This window comes from Bradyrhizobium sp. 2TAF36, from assembly GCF_052114925.1.
GTDB lineage: Bacteria > Pseudomonadota > Alphaproteobacteria > Rhizobiales > Xanthobacteraceae > Bradyrhizobium > Bradyrhizobium barranii.
Genome location: NZ_JBFRFR010000002.1, coordinates 69408 through 86208 on the forward strand (window position 1 = coordinate 69408; position 16801 = coordinate 86208).

The window sequence follows — 16801 nt, forward strand, 5'->3', positions numbered from 1 at the left end:
AAATAGCGGTGTCAATTCGGCGACTCCAGTTTACGGCGCATGGCTCCATGAATAATTCATATACTTGACAGATAAATTCACCTATATGTACATTTTCAAGCAAGAAATAGAGCGAGGGCCGGACGGCGCCGCAGCAATTCGCTGCCGCGTTCGGCGTGGGGACGCGTCAAGGAGAACGACATGAAGAAGAATCTGGTCCGGGCTGCAGCAGTGCTCGCTCTCTCGCTGCCGGTCTCGACGCTGCAGGCGCAGGCCCTGGAGCTGAAGGTCGCCGATAGCTTCCCCGCCGGTCACTATCTCGTCCGCCTGATGCTGAAGCCCTGGATGGACGACGTCACAAGGCGCACCAACGGTGCGGTGACCTTCACCTATTATCCGAACCAGCAGATCGGCAAGGCGGCGGACATGCTGCGGCTCACCCAGTCCGGCGTGGTCGATATCGGCTACATCGGACCGTCCTACGTCTCCGACAAGATGCCGCTGTCGGAGGTCGCGCAATTGCCGGGTGCGTTCGAGACTGCGTGCCAGGGCACGATGGCTTATTGGAAGGCTGCGCGCGAAGGCATTCTGGCCAAGCAGGAATACGCGCCGAACAAGATCAAGCTGCTGCTCGCCGTAGTGCTGCCGCCCTACCAGGTGTGGACCGTCAAGTCGAAGGTGGAAACCACCAAGGACATGCAGGGCCTGAAGCTGCGCACCACCGGCGGCGCGCAGGACCTGACGCTGCGTGCGCTCAACGCCGTGCCGGTGCGCATGGCTGCGCCCGATGCCTATGAGTCGCTGTCGCGCGGCACCATGGACGGCCTGCTGTTCCCGCTCGACAGCGTCGTCTCATACGGCCTCGACAAGCTGGTCAAGCACGCCACCGAAGGCGTCAGCTTCGGCAGCTTCATCGTTGCCTACTCCATCAACCAGTCGGTCTGGGACAAGCTACCCGACGACGTGAAGAAGGCGATGAACGAGGCTTCGGAGGCGATTACGCCGCAAGCCTGCGCCGGCGTCGAAAAGGAAGGCGAAGTCACCAGGAAGCAAATGCAGGACGAAGGCATCAGCTTCGATCCGCTGCCGGAGGCGACGCGCACCGAGATCAAGGACAAGCTCAAGGGCGTCGGCAAGGAGTGGGCGAGCGGGCTCGACAGCCGCGGCAAGCAGGCGTCTGCCGCGCTGAAGGAGTTCGACGATCTGCTCGCCGCGGGCGGCGCCAAGTAGAGCGCCAGGTAGTCCGACATCCAACAGGGAGGCGCTAGAGGTGATCAAACGGGCAGGAGATGTGCTCGGCGCGCTGGAGCGCGCGCTGACGGTGATCGCGGTGGTGTTCATGTTCGTGATCATGCTGCTGGTGGTGACCGACGTGTTCATGCGTTACGCGCTGAACAGCCCTTTCTCCTTCACCTATGATCTGATCGGGCTCTATCTCCTCGCTGGCGTGTTCTTCTTCACGCTGTCGGACGCGCTGCGTGAGCATGTCCATGTCGGCGTGGACATCCTCTTGTCGCGCTTCTCGCTGACGGGGCGACGGTTGTCCGAGATCGTCACGGCGCTCGCCGGCCTGTTCGTATTCATCCTGATCTGCAAGGTCGGGTTCGAGCGCGCGCTGGAGAATTACGAGCAGCACGACGTGCTCTCCGGCGCGATCCCCTGGCCGACCTGGATTTCGGCGGCGCTGGTGCCGTTCGGCTGCGGCGTGCTGGTGCTGCGGCTGGCGCTGCAGCTCGTCGGCAATGTGCTGAGCCTCGTCAGCGGCCGCGACCTCTATCCGCTGCCGCCGGTGACCGGCGTCGGCGAAGCACGCGGCTTCGAGTAACGGGCGATATCCCCATGACACCTTTCATCGTTCTCGCCCTGCTGTTCGGCCTGCTTGCCCTCGGCACGCCCGTCGGCTTTGCCATGGCTTTCTCCGGCTCGGTCGGCCTCGTCATGGTTGGCGGATGGCCCACGCTGTTCGGCATCCTGCAGACAGCGCCGCTCTCGACCGTCTCGGCCTACGAGCTGATCACCATTCCGATGTTTCTCTTGATGGCAGACCTCGTGCTGCTGTCGGGTGTCGCGGACGATCTGTTCAAGACCGCTTCGGCCTGGGTCGGCCGCATTCCCGGCGGCCTCGGCATGGCAACCGCGCTCGCCGGCGCCGGTTTTGGCGCGATCTGCGGCACCTCGACCGCTTCCGCCGCGACGCTGTCCTCGACCAGCCTGCCGGCGATGATCCGCCAGGGCTACGAGCCGAAGATGGCGGCTGGCGTCGTTGCGATCTCGGGCACGTTGTCGATGCTGCTGCCGACCAGCGTTGCGCTCGTCATCTTCGGCCTGCTGGCGGAGGTAAACATCGGCAAGCTGCTGATCAGCGGCATCATCCCGGCGATCCTGGTCACGTTCACCATCATGGCCACGATCTACTTCCTGGTCTGGCAGGATCCTTCGCGCGCACCGGCCGCGAAGTCTGTACCGTGGCGCGAGAAGTTTGCGCTGCTGTGGCAGGTCTCGCCGATGGTGGTGCTGTTCTCGATCGTGACAGGCACGATCTATCTCGGCGTCGCAACGCCGACGGAAGCCTCCGCCTTCGGCGCGTTCGGCGCCTTCCTGCTCGCCATCGTCAAGGGCAAGATCACGCCGTCCTCGCTCTATGCGACGCTGCTGCGCGCCTGCCACGGCACCTGCATGATCATCATGATCCTGGTCGGTGCCTCGATCTTCGGCTATTTCTTCACGCTGACCCATGTCACGCAGGACCTCGTCGCCTGGATCGGCAGCCTTCCGGCCTCGCGCTGGGTGATCATTACATTGATCCTGTGCGGCTACATCGTGCTCGGCTCGTTCATGGACCAGATCGCGATCCTGGTGCTGACCGTGCCGATCGTGCTGCCGCTGATCAAGACGCTGGGCTTTGATCCGATCTGGTTCGGCGTCATCAAAATCGTCACCGCAGAAGTCGGCATGATCACGCCGCCGGTCGGGCTCAACTGCTTCATCGTTGCTCGCTATGCCAAGCGGCCGGTGGCGGAAGTGTTCCACGGCACCTTCCCGCACTTCATCGCGCACCTGATCGCAATCGCGATCCTGGTGGCGTTTCCCTCGATCATTCTCTGGCTGCCCTCGCAGATGGGGCGCTAGGCCCAACGAGCCTCCATAAGGAGACCATCATGGATTTCGCGCTCACCGATCAGCAGGAAGCCATTCGTGCCGCCGTCGCAAAAGTTTGCGAGGACTTTCCCGACGCCTATTGGCTGAAGAAGGACCACGACGGCGGCTTCCCGCACGACTTCCACAAGGCGATGGCCGATGCCGGCTGGCTCGGCATCTGCGTGCCGGAGGAATATGGCGGCTCCGGGCTCGGCATCACCGAGGCCGCGATCATGATGCGCGCCATCGCGGAATCCGGCGCCGGCATGTCCGGCGCCTCCGCGGTGCACATCAACGTCTTCGGGCTCAACCCCGTCGTGGTGTTCGGCACCGAGGAGCAGCGCAAGCGCATGCTGCCGCCGATGGTCGAGGGCCGCGAGAAGGCGTGCTTCGCCGTCACCGAGCCCAACACCGGCCTCAACACCACGCAACTCAAGACCCGTGCCGTCGCCAAGAACGACCGCTACATCGTCAACGGCCAGAAGGTGTGGATCTCCACCGCGCAGGTCGCGCACAAGATCCTGCTGCTGGCGCGCACCACGCCGCTGGAGGACGTGCGGTCGCCGACCCATGGCCTCAGCCTCTTCTACACGGATTTCGACCGCAAGAAGATCAAGGTCCACGAGATCGAGAAGATGGGCCGCAAGATCGTCGATTCCAACGAGCTGTTCTTCGAGGATTTCGAGATCCCGATGGAGGACCGCATCGGCGAAGAGGGCAAGGGTTTTCAGTACATCCTCGAAGGCATGAACCCCGAGCGTATCCTGATCGCGGCGGAAGCGGTCGGCCTCGGCAAGCTCGCGCTGTCGCGCGCGACCGAATACGCCAAGACGCGCGTGGTGTTCAACCGTCCGATCGGCAAGAACCAGGGCATCCAGCATCCGCTCGCGGTGAACTGGGTCGAGCTCGAGGCGGCCTGGCTGATGGTGATGCAGGCAGCCTGGCAATACGACAAGGGCTTGCCTTGCGGCGCTGGCGCGAACGCCGCGAAATATTTCGCAGGCGAAGCCGGCTACCATGCCTGCGAGCAGGCAGTGATGACCCATGGCGGCTTCGGCTATGCCAAGGAATTCCACGTCGAGCGTTATCTGCGCGAGGTCCTGATCCCGCGCATCGCGCCGGTCAGCCCGCAGCTCGCGCTCAGCTTCATCGCGGAAAAGGTGCTCGGGCTGGCGAAGTCTTACTAGTCTTCGCGCGGATCGCTTAGCGGGGACGCCAATGAACCTCGACTTCTCCGGCCTGATCCGGGAGGGCGACCGTGTCGTGTGCGGGCAGGCAACGGCTGAGCCGGTCACCCTGACCGAAGCGCTGGTCGCGCAAGCCGGGCATCTGCCGGCGTTCCGCATGATGGTCGGTCCAATATTCTCCGACACGTTTTCCGCCGCGTGCGCGCCCAACATCTCGTTCCAGAGCTATGGCGTGATCGGGAATGCGCGGCGGCTCGCGAAAGCGGGACGGCTCGACGTGATCCCGAGCAACTACAGCGCCTTCTGCGCCGATTTCGCCTCACGGCGCCATCGTGCGGATGTGGTGCTGGTGCAACTCGCCGAGTCCGGCGATGGTCGATTGAGCGCAAGCCTCTCCAACGATTATGTCATCGATGCCGCACGGGGCGCGCGAGTGGTCATCGCCGAGATCAATCCGGATGCGCCCCTTACGTTCGGGGCGGAATGGCCCGAGGACGTGCCGATCCATTTGCGTGTGCCGGCCCGGCGCCCGCCGGTGGAATTGGCCTCGCCCCCGATCGATGACATCTCCCGGCTGATCGCCGCGCATGCGGCGAGCCTGATCGCCGACGGCAGTACGCTTCAGTTCGGTGTGGGACGCATTCCGGACGCGATCCTGTCCTCGCTCTCCCATGCCCGCAATCTCGGCATCCATTCCGGCCTGATCAATGACGCCGTTGTCGACCTGATCGAGCGCGGCGCGGTGACGAATGCAGAGAAGGGAATCGATGCCGGGACCACGGTGACGAACCAGGTGATCGGCACGAAGCGGCTCTATCGCTTCGTGCACGAGAACAAGGCGGTTTCGGTGCGGCCGACGTCATATACGCACGGCCAGAATGTGCTGGCGTGGATCAACCGGCTGGTCGCGATCAACTCGGCGCTCCAGGTCGGGCTCGATGGCAGCGTCAACTCCGAAACGCTTAACGGCGTCGCGATCGGCGCCATCGGCGGGCAGCTCGATTTCGTGCGCGGTGCCAATGCATCGCCCGGGGGCAGGGCGATCATCGCGCTGCCGGCGACGGCGTCCGACGGGACCAGCCGCATTGTCGTCCATGTGGAGACCGTGACGACGCCGCGCGCCGATGTCGATGCCATCGTGACCGAATGGGGCGTTGCAGAGCTGCGTGGTTGCGGACTTGCCGAGCGCGCGCGCCGCATGGTCGCGATCGCGGCGCCCGGGCACCGCGATGCGCTGTCGGCACAACTTCGCGCCGCGCGCTAGAATCTGGCGAGCCATCTGAAACAGGCGGGCCTATTCGGCGGCGATCCGTTCCATTGCCATGGCGCGAAGCCGGGCGCGCTGGATTTTCACACCGTTGGCGCTGTCGGTGACGGGGAAAGCGTCGACGATATAGATTCGTGCCGGCACCTTATAGCCGGCCAGCCGCTCGCGCAGGCGGGCCACCAGCATCTCCTGCTGCGGCGGCTCCTCGGCCGGAATCACAAAGGCGACGCAGCGCGCCTGACCCCTAAGATCGACCGCGACAACCTGGGCGTCGGCAACCCCCGTGCAGGCTTTGAGCTCGTCCTCGATCTCGCCGGGCGCAACCAGGAAGCCGCCGAGCCGCATCGCATCGCCCGCGCGGGTCTCGTAGACGAAGGCGCCGTCGCTGCGCATCCGGCCGATGTCGCCGGTGCGGAAGAAGCCGTCCGCGGTGATCGCGTCGTGCGTCGCATCCGGGTTGTTGAAATAGCCGAGGAAGCGCGAGGGCGCGCTGATCTCGATCTCGCCGGAGACGCCTTGCGCCGCCAGCTCCCCGGTCTCAGTGTCGCGCACGCGCACCTTCGCGTCGGGAGACATCGGCCAGCCGCCGCCTTCGATGCGAGCGGCGAAGGCATCACCGGAGCGGGCGATCGAGAACAGCGCCTGCACCTCGCTCGAACCGTAGAGGCCGAACAGCGGCATGCCGCGCGCCTCGGCCTCCGCGGCGAGTTCACGCCAGCCGGGCTGGAACGCGGCGAAGCCGCAGACTTCGAGATGCGGGAATGGCCGTGGTGTGTCGGCGAGCGCGAGGATGCGGCGGAACATCTCGTCGGAGCCGAAGGCGTGCGTGATCTTGTGTTCGCCAAGGACCTTCGACGCTGATGCCGCCTCGAAAGCATCGAGCACATGGATGGTCGCGCCGGCTGCGATGAAGCCGAGCAGGCTGGTCATGCCAAAGGTGCCGCAGAACGGCAGCATGGCCAGCAGCGAATGGCGCTGTGGCGAGAGTTTCAGCGCCTTGGCGACGGAGGCGGCGTGCGTGGCGAGCGTCCGCTGCGAATGCGCGACGAGCTTCGGTCCCTTGGTCGTGCCCGATGTCGTGTAGAGCAGCACCGGCAGATCGACCTCGTCCCGCGCCGGCGGTGCTGGCGGATAGGACGTCTCGAACGCATCGAAGCGCACACAGGGCCAGTGTGCGGGGATCGCATCCCCGCCAACCACCGCGAGCCTTTGCAGCGCGGGCACTTCGTCCCTGGTGACCCCGGCGAGGATGGCGGCAAAATCGATCGAGCGGAACGCGGCCTCGACCACCATCAGCCTGGCGCCGGACACCTTGAGCAGATGGCCGACTTCCGCGCTGCGGTAGCGGGTATTGACCGAGGCGACGATCGCACCGCAGCGGGCGGCGGCGAACAGCAGTGCGATCCATTCGACCCGGTTGACCAGCCAGACCGCGACCACGTCGCCCCGGCCGATGCCTTGCGCGGCAAGCCATGCGGCGGTCTGCTCGACCTTCCCGGAGAATTCCGCGCGCGAGACCGGCCTGCCGTCAAACACGAAGGCGGGCTCGGCGCCTTCGGTGCCGATCAGCGATTGAAGCGAAAATTGGTTGACGCTCATGGCAACCGGACTAACCCGATCGCGCAGACCTGTCTACTTGGTGCCGAACATCCGGTCGCCGGCATCGCCCAGGCCCGGCACGATGTAGCCGTGGTCGTTGAGCCGCTCGTCGATCGCGGCGGTCCAGATCGGCACGTCGGGATGCTCGCTCTGGAACTGCGCGATGCCTTCGGGCGCGGCCAGAAGGCAGACGAAGCGGATGTCGCGGGCGCCGCGCGCCTTGAGCAGGGAGGCGCCGGCGCAGGCCGAGTTGCCGGTCGCCAGCATCGGGTCCATCAGGATCACGGTGCGGTCGGACAGGTCCTGCGGCGCCTTGAAGTAATATTCCACGGCCTGCAATGTCTCGGGGTCGCGGTAGAGCCCGATATGGGCGATGCGCGCCGAGGGCATCAGCGCCAGCATGCCGTCGAGGAAGCCGACGCCGGCGCGCAGGATCGGCGCCAGCGTGAGCTTCTTGCCGGCAATCTTCGGTGCCCGCATCGGCGAGATCGGCGTCTCGATCTCCACCAGCTCCAAAGGCAGATCGCGCGTCACCTCGTAGCCGAGCAGCATCCCGATCTCGTTCAGGATCTCGCGAAAACTCTTGGTCGAGCGGTCCTTCTCCCGCATGAGGGAGAGCTTGTGCTGGACCAGGGGGTGGGCGACGACGTTGACGCTGCTTGTGCTCATGAAACCGATCTACACGGTTCCGTGAAATAGCGCCAGATCGGCCAGATCTTTTCGCGGGGATACGCGGCCTCACGCGGGCATCGCGACGGCGCTACGTACCCAGCTGCTCGCCTCGTAGGCAGCCATGGTCAATTCACGGTCCATCGATGTGCCGGGTTCTAAACTCCCAGCCCGCGTGCCACGAGCGTGATCACGATTGTCAGGACCGCGCCCCAGATCAGGCTCAGCGTCATGGTCAGGATCGTTGTCGTGACCGCCTGCTCCAGATTTCCCTTGAGGAGCTGCATGCTACTTGTCCGTGGCAGGCGCGACGCCGATGCGCAGGCCGAGCAGCAATGCACCCATCACCGCAACCAGGATGGCGATCTTGAGCTCGATCATGTCCGCAGCCTTGCCGCCGCGCGGGCCAGGAGCCGCCTCGCGCCCTCCGCCAGCGCAATCAGCGGATTGCCGCGGTTCTCGTTCGAGCTCGAAGGTCTCGGCGGGAAACACCAGCGCGCATCTTGCGGGCCCACTCTGCCGGTTGGCGAAGTCGACCGCGGAGCTCTTGAACAGGAAGAGACCGCCGATGCGTCCATGCGCCTCGCGCGCGACCCAGAGGCCGGCGCCGTTGCGCCCGATGAAGAAGGCGGGGATGGCGGTGCTGATGACATCCGGGTCGATCGGTCCAAGGCACGCCGCGGACGCGGCGATTGTCGGTCGCTCGGGCTGGCGACGCGCGGCTTGAAGGGCGATCGCGGCCATGGCGGCTTCCTCACACATCTGCAAGGTCATGATGGTCTCCCATGCCGTCAGGCGTGGAGGTGCCAGACATAGATCGCGGTCTTCAGCGCGATCAGCGCTGCGAGCACGCTGCCCATCGAGAGCAGGGTCAGCGCGCTGAGCGCGAGGCGCTTGAGCTGTGCCTTGCGCTCCGGCGAGATCCGTGCGGGGCGTTCGGCCCAGCCAAGGGAGCGCTCAGCGCCATGTGTCAGCATCGACATGTCTGCATTCCTTCGTCAGCGTGGCGGTGGCCGWGGCCGCCGCAATCTGCCTCGTATGATGTCCATCGTTGCGTAGGATTGCGAGATGAGCGCCGAGGCACCAGTATAGGAATGCTATAATGATGCCGACCGTCGCGCCGGCAGCCCTCTGAAGAGACCGGGGTTCCGCTTCGGCCGGGCCTGAGACGGCGCAGGATCCAAATGCGTCATCCCGATCGCTGCGGCAAAGGCGTTCCGCAGCCGCGGTTCATCGATCTGCTTGCAGAAGCATTCCAGCGTCGCTTCCACACTCTGCCGCTGCCCGCTGATGGCCGCACAGAGTTGCGAGCTGGTCCGCCGAAAGAAGTGGAGGGAGTCCCTGGCGCCGCCGCCCAGATGATCGAGGTCCGCCGCGAGCGCGGCGACATTAAGCCTGTCGGACTCATCGAGCGTCACGGCAAATCGCAGCAGCGCGAGCTGCCAGGCGCGGAGCAGCCTGTGAGGCCTTTCGATTGATTGCCGCATGGGGATACCCGGATGCCGTGCGACGCCTCAGGCGCCGACGCGGTCGATCAGCTCCTCGTCGGCGATCGCGGCGAATGCGCGTACCACTTCCCTCTGCGCGGCTGCGTCCAGCGGAACGATCGGAAGCCTTGTGGCGGGCGACATCAGGCCAAGCACGCCGAGTGCACATTTAAGTGCGGCCGGGCTCTCCTTCCCGAGGCAGGCGATCAAGGGGATCAGGCGCCTGTGCAGGTACCGGGCGGATTGCAGCCGGCCCTGCCTGACATGTGAAAAAATCGTGCGGCAGAGATCCGGCGCGATGTTGGCGACCTCCGAGATCGCGCCATCGCCGCCGTCCGCGATGAAGCCGAATGCGGTGGTGTCGTCGCCGGATAGACAGCGGAAGCCGGCAGGCAGGCGGCGGGACAGGCGCATCGGGCGGGTGATGTCGCCGGTCGCATCGCGCAGGCCGACGAACTGGCGCGATTCGACGAGGCGCAGAAGCGTCTCGTCGGCGAGCGGCCGCAGCGTGCGGGAGGGTACGTCGTGCAGGATCACGGGCAGGCCGATCGCGCCGGCAATGGCGCGGAAGTGCGCGAGCATTCCGTCCTGCATCGGCTTGTTGTAGGCGGGCACCACCGACATCACGGCATCGGCGCCGGCGGCCTCCGCGCGCCGCGCGAGTTCGATGGCGTGGCTCGTTGAATTCGACACGGCGCCGGCGATGATCCGCACGCGGCCACGCGCGACATCGACCGCGGTGCGAATGATCAGCGCCTGCTCGGCCGGCGAGAGCGTCGGTGCCTCGCCGGCGGTCTCACACACCACCAGCGCGGGTACGCCGGCTGCGATCTGACGCTCGCAGAGCGCGGCGAACGCCTTCAGGTCGATCGCGTCGGCCGAATCGAACGGCGTCGGCAGGTCCGGTATGAACCCGGTGAACCAGGCGGAGGGTGGGATGAACATGGTTTTTGCCGAGGAACTCAGGCGGCGCGCTTGGGAGCGGCGGCATCGGGCCTGCTGCCCATGTCGAGCTCGATCTCGCGTGGCAGCTCGATGATGGTCTCGGGATGCTGTCCGTTTTCGAACAGCGCATATTTGATGGCCTGGGCGCGGTTGACGAAGAGGCCACCGTAGAGGCCGTTCTGCTGCTGGGCGACCCACTGTCCCCTGTGGTTGCGGCCGATGAAGACGATGGTCGAGGGAGAGCTGCACGAGGGAGGTTCGACGAGTTTCACTTTCGTATTCCTTCCGATTGACGCGGGCGGCGGGTGCGTGTCCCGCGACCACCCGATCAATATCTTTTCAAGCGAATATGATTTCGAGTGAGGCTGCGCGACGATCTCATAGGAAGGTCATAAAGCCCGATGTTCAGGCCAGCTCGTTGACGACCTGAACCAGCGCGAACAGGGCGCCGAAGGCAACGCCCTCGTCCCAATGATTGAGGACGGCACCGAACAGCGGCTCGCGCCTGACGAGGCCGGCGAGGGCGCACAGGATGATCGACATCCAGAGCAGGGCGGAGAGGCTGCGTGCAAAGCCGACGCTGCCGAAGGCTGCAAAGGCGACGAGCAGTGCGATGCGGACGGCAAAGCGCGCGATCAACCGCGTCGGGCTGAGGCCCCGCGACATGTCTGAAGATTGCGGCAAGGCGCGAACCTCCGCTTGGCCTAGCTGAAATTCTCGCAAGCGACCGGCTGATAGAGCGGGTCCGGGGCGGGGCGCACGGTGGGAACGCTCGGCCGCGATACCTCCACGGCCAATGCCTGTACTTCGATGAAGGCCGACAGCAAGGCAAGTGCGAGATCGGCATGCCGGGCTTCGACAGCGGCGTCGAGCCAGTCCGGCAATTCGCGCTCGCGCGACAGCGCGCAATGCCACTCGCCCTCGTCATAGGCGATGCGGCGGACCTGCCACAGCGGCAGCTCGAACTCGATCAGCGCCAGCGCGGCGTCGGTCCAGGCCTCGGCATCGACCAGGCGCATGATGCGCGCACTGCGCTCGCTCCGCCCGCGCGACGGGAAGCGCCGGCAGGCCTGATCGATGATGTCGAGCATCAGCGGACGCGTCATTGCCGGTGCCGCGCGAAGCAGTTGGTTGAGGGAAGGTGGGGCAAGGCGTCGGAGAACGGCGGTCATGTCTGGCCTCCTGGAATTGGCGTCGGTCAGTCGGCCGGCCTCTCCAAGATGGCTGGAAGCGCATTTGAAAACGAGATGGGGACGGGACGGGAGATATAAGGATTTCATAAGTGCACGGAATCTTCCGGATAAGAGCGACAGATCCTCGGCCGCCGTCGCCGCCGAAGGTCGAGGCTTATAGAAGCAGGGCTTTTTGAAAAGACCCTGGCCATGGCCTGCCTTAACAACGGTAGTGAAAGCAACGGTGGCTTGTGTCGCTGCGCTGCCTGCTCGGAACGGCCGCCCGGAATACAGTGTCGGTGCCACATGGCGGACAGCCACGACGTGCCGGCCTTTATGGAATTCATATAACTTCGCCATAGGCCTCATCTCGAAAACCTATGCCGGTGGTGGCACTTCAACACGGTCAAAAGTCCCGGCTGGTGCCGTGGAAATGCTTTGCATTTCCTTCGTTCCACGCGCTCGCCGGACGCCTGAGAAACGGTTGCGTCCGACATAAAGCCGCAACGAGGAGCATTCCCATGATGGACATTCTGATGCTGGCGCTGGGCTTTGGCTTCTTCGCGCTCGCGATCGGCTACACCTACGCCTGCGAACGGCTGTGAGGGAGCGGACCATGACCTTCGATTATTCGCTCGCCGCCGTCGTCTCGCTCGGTCTCCTGTTCTACCTCACTTATGCGCTGCTGCGGCCCGAGCGGTTCTGACCCGTGCTGCTGCTTCTCGAATTGCTGCTCGCGGACGCCGCGCTGGTGGCGTGCCTGCTTGCCCTGATCCTGCCGCTCCTGCGCAGGTCAAACGTCCTAAAGGGTTGATGCCATGACTATGATCGGTTGGCTCCAGATCATTCTCTTTTGCGCGATTATCGTCGCGCTGACAAAACCGCTCGGCGGATACATGACGGCTGTGTTCAACGGCGAGCGGACGTTCCTGTCGCCGGTGCTGCGGCCGATCGAGGCCGGCATCTACTGGTTTTCCGGCGTCGAAGAGAGGCGCGAGCAGCATTGGCTGACCTACACGGTCTCGATGCTGCTGTTCCATGTCGGCGGCTTCCTCATCATCTACGGCGTGATGCGGCTTCAGGCGGTGTTGCCCTTCAACCCGGCCGGGCAGGGCGCGGTCGCCCAGGATCTCTCCTTCAACACCGCGATTTCCTTCATCACCAACACCAACTGGCAGAATTACGGCGGCGAGAGCACGGTATCCTATCTCGTGCAGATGCTCGGCCTGACACACCAGAATTTCCTGTCGGCGGCGACCGGCATCGCGCTCGCGGTGGCCATGATCCGCGGATTCTCGCGCGCCTCGATGCGCACGGTCGGCAATTTCTGGGTCGACGTCACCCGCACGACACTTTACGTGCTGCTGCCGATCTGCGTCGTCTACACGCTGTTCCTGGTCTGGCAGGGCATCCCGCAGACGCTCGGTGATTACGTCGAGGCTACGACGCTCGAAGGCGCCAAGCAGACCATCGCGGTCGGCCCGGTGGCCTCGCAGGTCGCGATCAAGATGCTCGGCACCAATGGCGGCGGCTTCTTCAATGCCAACGCCGCCCATCCCTTCGAGAACCCGACCGCGCTGTCGAATCTTGTGCAGATGCTCTCGATCTTCCTGATCGGCGCGGCCATGACCAATGTGTTCGGCCGCATGGTCGGCAACCAGCGCCAGGGCTGGGCGATCTTCGCGGTGATGGGCGTGCTGTTCATCGCCGGTGTCTCCATCACCTACTGGGCGGAAGCCAACGGCACCTCGATGATGCATGCGCTCGGCCTCACCGGCGGCAACATGGAGGGCAAGGAAGTCCGCTTCGGCATCGTCGCATCCTCGCTGTTCGCCGTGGTGACCACGGCTGCCTCCTGCGGCGCGGTCAACGCCATGCATGACAGCTTCACCGCGCTCGGCGGCATGATCCCGCTGATCAACATGCAGCTCGGCGAAGTCATCATCGGCGGCGTCGGCGCCGGCCTCTATGGCATGCTGCTGTTCGTCGTGCTCGCGATCTTCGTCGCCGGCCTGATGGTCGGCCGCACACCGGAATATGTCGGCAAGAAGATCGAGGCGCGCGAGGTCAAGATGGCGATGCTCGCGATCCTGGTGCTGCCGCTGATGTATCTCGGCTGGACCGCGGTCGGCGTGGTCTATCCGGCGGCGGTCGCCTCCATGGCGAATGCCGGCCCGCATGGCTTCACCGAGGTGCTCTACGCCTTCACCTCGGCGACCGGCAACAACGGCTCGGCCTTCGCGGGCCTCACCGGCAACACGCTGTTCTACAACCTCACGCTCGCATCCGCGATGTTCGTCGGCCGGTTCTTCATGATCGTTCCGGCGATGGCGATTGCGGGCTCGCTGGCCGCCAAGAAGTCGATCCCGCCGTCGGCGGGCACGTTCCCGACCACGGGTGGGCTGTTCGTCGGCCTCGTCGTGGGCGTGATCCTGATCATCGGCGGCCTGACCTTCTTCCCGGCACTCGCGCTCGGCCCGATCGTCGAGCAACTCGCGATGAACGCCGGCAACGTCTTCTGATTGTTTGGAGTGACCTCCATGGATACGATGAAACTGCAAAAACGTGCCCCGATGTCGGCAATGCTCGATCCCAAGATCGTTCTGCCCGCGATCAGCGCGTCCTTCACCAAGCTCGACCCGCGGCTGATGATCAAGAACCCCGTGATGTTCGTGGTCGAGATCGTGGCCGCGCTCACCACGGTGATCTTCCTGCGCGACCTCGTCGCCGGCGGCGAGAATCTCGGCTTCACCTTCCAGATCATCCTCTGGCTCTGGTTCACGGTGCTGTTCGCCAATTTCGCCGAAGCGGTGGCCGAAGGCCGCGGCAAGGCACAGGCCGAATCGTTGCGCAAGACCCGCACCGAGAGCCAGGCCAAGCTCCTGAGCGGCGCGGGCCAGGCCTTCACGCTGGTGCCGGGCACCAGCCTGAAGGTCGGCGACATCGTGTTGGTCGAGGCAGGTGACGTCATCCCATCCGACGGCGAGGTGATCGAGGGCGTGGCCTCCGTCAACGAAGCCGCCATCACCGGCGAGTCCGCGCCGGTGATCCGCGAGTCCGGCGGCGACCGGTCGGCGGTGACCGGCGGCACGCAGGTGCAGTCCGACTGGATCCGCGTCCGCATTACGGCCGCGCAAGGCTCGACCTTCATCGACCGCATGATCAAGCTGGTCGAGGGCGCCGAGCGGCAGAAGACGCCGAACGAGATCGCGCTCAACATCCTGCTCGCCGGCCTCACCATCATCTTCGTGTTCGCCACCGTCACCATTCCGAGCTATGCGGCTTATGCCGGCGGCTCGATCTCGGTGGTCGTGCTGGTCGCACTGTTCGTGACGCTGATCCCGACCACGATCGGCGCGCTGCTGTCGGCGATCGGTATCGCCGGCATGGACCGCCTGGTCCGCTTCAACGTGCTGGCGATGTCCGGCCGCGCGGTCGAGGCTGCCGGTGACGTCGACACGCTGCTGCTCGACAAGACCGGTACGATCACGCTCGGCAACCGTCAGGCCACCGCGTTCCGTCCTGTGCGCGGCGTCACCGAGCAGGAGCTCGCGGACGCAGCCCAGCTCGCCTCGCTCGCCGACGAGACCCCGGAAGGCCGCTCCATCGTCGTGCTGGCGAAGGAGAAGTATTCTATTCGCAGCCGGGATATGGCCGAGCTTGGCGCCACCTTCATTCCGTTCACGGCACAAACCCGCATGAGCGGTGTCGATGCCGGCGGCTCGTCGGTGCGCAAGGGCGCGGTCGATGCCATGCTCAACTATGTCGGCGGCGGTGCGCCGCTGGCCGTTGCCTCCGGCAACACCGCGCGCGCCATCCAGCCTGCAGTGCTTTCCGACGCCGGCCGTGAAGTCCAGACCATTGCCGACGAGATCTCGAAAGCAGGCGGAACGCCGCTTGCGGTCGCCAAGGACGGCAAGCTGCTCGGCGTCATCCAGCTCAAGGACATCGTCAAGGGCGGCATCCGCGAGCGCTTCGCAGAACTGCGCCGCATGGGCATCCGCACCATCATGATCACCGGCGACAACCCGATGACAGCCGCTGCGATCGCGGCGGAGGCGGGCGTCGATGACTTCCTCGCGCAGGCAACGCCCGAGGACAAGCTGAAGCTGATCCGCGACGAGCAGGCCAAGGGCAAGCTGGTCGCCATGTGCGGCGACGGCACCAACGACGCGCCCGCGCTCGCCCAGGCCGACGTCGGCGTCGCCATGAACACCGGCACCCAGGCCGCCCGCGAGGCCGGCAACATGGTCGACCTCGATTCCAACCCGACCAAGCTGATCGAGGTGGTCGAGATCGGCAAGCAGCTGCTGATGACGCGCGGCGCGCTGACCACGTTCTCGATCGCCAACGACGTCGCAAAGTATTTTGCGATCATCCCGGCGATGTTCCTGGCGTTCTACCCGCAGCTCAACGTGCTCAACGTCATGAACCTGTCGAGCCCGCAGAGCGCCATCCTGTCGGCGATCATCTTCAACGCGCTGGTCATCATCGCGCTGATCCCGCTGGCGCTGAAGGGCGTGGCCTATCGCGCGGTCGGTGCCGGCGCATTGCTGAGGCGCAACCTCCTGATCTACGGCCTCGGCGGCATCGTGATTCCCTTCATCGGCATCAAGGCGATCGACCTCATCGTCACCGCCTTGCATCTGGCTTGATCGTCGCCGCGGGGCGCACCGCGCCCCGCGCAGTGACGAAAGATTTGGAGACCTAACATGCTCAGAGAAATTCGCCCCGCCATCGTCCTGCTGCTGGTGCTCACCGCCATCACCGGCCTGGCCTATCCGCTCGCAATGACCGCTATTGCCGGTGCGATCTTCCCCTCACAGGCGCAGGGCAGCCTGATCGAGCGGGACGGCAAGGTGATCGGCTCCGCCCTGATCGGGCAGGAGTTCAAGGAGGACAAATATTTCCACGGCCGCCTTTCGGCGACTTTGGCGCCGGACCCGAATGATTCGACCAAGACGGTGTCGGCGCCCTACAACGCGGCCAACTCGGGCGGCTCCAACCTTGGCCCGACCAGCAAGGCGCTGGCCGACCGGCTCAAGGAGGATGTGGACAAGTTGAAGGCTGAAAATCCGAACGCCGCCGTGCCGGTCGACCTGGTCACCACCTCGGCCAGCGGCCTCGACCCGGACATCTCGCCGGAAGCGGCTGAATTTCAGGTGCCGCGGGTGGCGAAGGCGCGGAATCTGCCGGACGCTCAGGTCAAGCAGCTCGTGGCCTCCAACACCCAGGGCCGTTTGCTCGGCCTGATTGGCGAACCGCGGGTTAACGTTCTGGCACTGAACCTCGCGCTCGATCGCGCCACCGCGAAGTAGCGGTCTAGGCTGGGGGCGGGCGGATGATTATATTGGCCTG

The 16801-nt window shown here is 65.0% G+C and carries 20 protein-coding genes; 11 read left to right on the forward strand and 9 right to left on the reverse strand.

Annotated elements, in window-relative coordinates:
• The first annotated feature begins 180 nt into the window (after positions 1-180).
• Genes AB4Z51_RS01490 through AB4Z51_RS01510 form a run of 5 tightly spaced genes read left to right on the forward strand, consistent with a single transcriptional unit; the run spans position 181 to position 5568 of the window.
• Positions 181-1209 (forward strand): TRAP transporter substrate-binding protein, encoded by a 1029-nt coding sequence (locus tag AB4Z51_RS01490; RefSeq protein ID WP_085405250.1) that lies wholly within the window; start codon positions 181-183, stop codon positions 1207-1209.
• A 40-nt stretch (positions 1210-1249) separates the two neighbouring features.
• Positions 1250-1804 carry a TRAP transporter small permease gene (locus AB4Z51_RS01495; RefSeq protein ID WP_028147088.1) on the forward strand — a complete coding sequence of 185 codons (555 nt, stop codon included), beginning with the start codon at positions 1250-1252 and terminating at the stop codon, positions 1802-1804.
• Between the two features lie 14 nt (positions 1805-1818).
• Positions 1819-3108 carry a TRAP transporter large permease gene (locus tag AB4Z51_RS01500; protein ID WP_071910094.1) on the forward strand — a complete coding sequence of 430 codons (1290 nt, stop codon included), beginning with the start codon at positions 1819-1821 and terminating at the stop codon, positions 3106-3108.
• A gap of 29 nt (positions 3109-3137) precedes the next feature.
• Complete coding sequence (locus AB4Z51_RS01505; protein ID WP_071910096.1) at positions 3138-4304, forward strand: acyl-CoA dehydrogenase family protein; 1167 nt, start codon at positions 3138-3140, stop codon at positions 4302-4304.
• A 31-nt stretch (positions 4305-4335) separates the two neighbouring features.
• Positions 4336-5568 (forward strand): acetyl-CoA hydrolase/transferase family protein, encoded by a 1233-nt coding sequence (locus tag AB4Z51_RS01510; RefSeq protein ID WP_085405249.1) that lies wholly within the window; start codon positions 4336-4338, stop codon positions 5566-5568.
• Positions 5569-5598: 30 nt separating this feature from the next.
• Here AB4Z51_RS01510 and AB4Z51_RS01515 read toward each other — a convergent pair whose 3' ends face one another.
• From AB4Z51_RS01515 to AB4Z51_RS01535, 5 genes are all read right to left on the reverse strand, one after another.
• Positions 5599-7170, reverse strand: a complete 1572-nt coding sequence (locus tag AB4Z51_RS01515; RefSeq protein ID WP_085405248.1) for an AMP-binding protein — start codon at positions 7168-7170, stop codon at positions 5599-5601.
• Between the two features lie 33 nt (positions 7171-7203).
• The gene (upp, locus tag AB4Z51_RS01520; protein ID WP_085405247.1) at positions 7204-7839 is read right to left on the reverse strand and encodes a uracil phosphoribosyltransferase; all 636 of its coding nucleotides are present in this window, start codon (positions 7837-7839) and stop codon (positions 7204-7206) included.
• A gap of 158 nt (positions 7840-7997) precedes the next feature.
• A complete protein-coding gene (locus tag AB4Z51_RS01525) occupies positions 7998-8126 on the reverse strand; it encodes a hypothetical protein (RefSeq protein WP_256478590.1) in 129 nt (42 codons plus the stop codon).
• Position 8127: 1 nt separating this feature from the next.
• Complete coding sequence (locus tag AB4Z51_RS01530) at positions 8128-8613, reverse strand: hypothetical protein (RefSeq protein WP_441496899.1); 486 nt, start codon at positions 8611-8613, stop codon at positions 8128-8130.
• 17 nt (positions 8614-8630) lie between these two features.
• Entirely contained in the window at positions 8631-8822 is a 192-nt protein-coding gene (locus tag AB4Z51_RS01535) for a hypothetical protein (RefSeq protein WP_085405245.1), read from the reverse strand.
• A 201-nt stretch (positions 8823-9023) separates the two neighbouring features.
• Here AB4Z51_RS01535 and AB4Z51_RS01540 point away from each other — a divergent pair, with 201 nt between their 5' ends.
• Positions 9024-9317: a hypothetical protein gene (locus tag AB4Z51_RS01540; RefSeq protein WP_161495938.1), complete on the forward strand. Its 294-nt coding sequence runs from the start codon at positions 9024-9026 to the stop codon at positions 9315-9317.
• 36 nt (positions 9318-9353) lie between these two features.
• On the opposite strand, the gene dapA is transcribed toward AB4Z51_RS01540, so the two are convergent.
• From dapA to AB4Z51_RS01560, 4 genes are all read right to left on the reverse strand, one after another.
• Entirely contained in the window at positions 9354-10271 is a 918-nt protein-coding gene (gene dapA, locus AB4Z51_RS01545; protein ID WP_135214836.1) for a 4-hydroxy-tetrahydrodipicolinate synthase, read from the reverse strand.
• A gap of 17 nt (positions 10272-10288) precedes the next feature.
• Positions 10289-10543 (reverse strand): hypothetical protein, encoded by a 255-nt coding sequence (locus AB4Z51_RS01550; protein ID WP_063981387.1) that lies wholly within the window; start codon positions 10541-10543, stop codon positions 10289-10291.
• A 133-nt stretch (positions 10544-10676) separates the two neighbouring features.
• A complete protein-coding gene (locus tag AB4Z51_RS01555) occupies positions 10677-10955 on the reverse strand; it encodes a hypothetical protein (RefSeq protein WP_081369150.1) in 279 nt (92 codons plus the stop codon).
• 20 nt (positions 10956-10975) lie between these two features.
• The gene (locus AB4Z51_RS01560) at positions 10976-11443 is read right to left on the reverse strand and encodes a hypothetical protein (RefSeq protein WP_085405242.1); all 468 of its coding nucleotides are present in this window, start codon (positions 11441-11443) and stop codon (positions 10976-10978) included.
• A gap of 380 nt (positions 11444-11823) precedes the next feature.
• Here AB4Z51_RS01560 and AB4Z51_RS01565 point away from each other — a divergent pair, with 380 nt between their 5' ends.
• The 5 genes from AB4Z51_RS01565 to AB4Z51_RS01585 all read left to right on the forward strand — a co-directional run bounded on the left by AB4Z51_RS01565 (position 11824) and on the right by AB4Z51_RS01585 (position 16761).
• On the forward strand, positions 11824-12048 hold the full coding sequence (locus AB4Z51_RS01565) for a hypothetical protein (RefSeq protein ID WP_085965673.1): 225 nt from the start codon (positions 11824-11826) through the stop codon (positions 12046-12048).
• A gap of 11 nt (positions 12049-12059) precedes the next feature.
• Positions 12060-12149, forward strand: coding sequence for a K(+)-transporting ATPase subunit F (locus AB4Z51_RS01570; protein ID WP_041953522.1), 90 nt, complete (start codon positions 12060-12062; stop codon positions 12147-12149).
• Positions 12150-12261: 112 nt separating this feature from the next.
• Positions 12262-13965, forward strand: coding sequence for a potassium-transporting ATPase subunit KdpA (gene kdpA, locus AB4Z51_RS01575; protein ID WP_208088430.1), 1704 nt, complete (start codon positions 12262-12264; stop codon positions 13963-13965).
• Between the two features lie 18 nt (positions 13966-13983).
• On the forward strand, positions 13984-16098 hold the full coding sequence (gene kdpB / locus AB4Z51_RS01580; protein ID WP_441496900.1) for a potassium-transporting ATPase subunit KdpB: 2115 nt from the start codon (positions 13984-13986) through the stop codon (positions 16096-16098).
• Between the two features lie 57 nt (positions 16099-16155).
• The gene (locus tag AB4Z51_RS01585; protein ID WP_085405239.1) at positions 16156-16761 is read left to right on the forward strand and encodes a K(+)-transporting ATPase subunit C; all 606 of its coding nucleotides are present in this window, start codon (positions 16156-16158) and stop codon (positions 16759-16761) included.
• Positions 16762-16801: the final 40 nt, after the last annotated feature.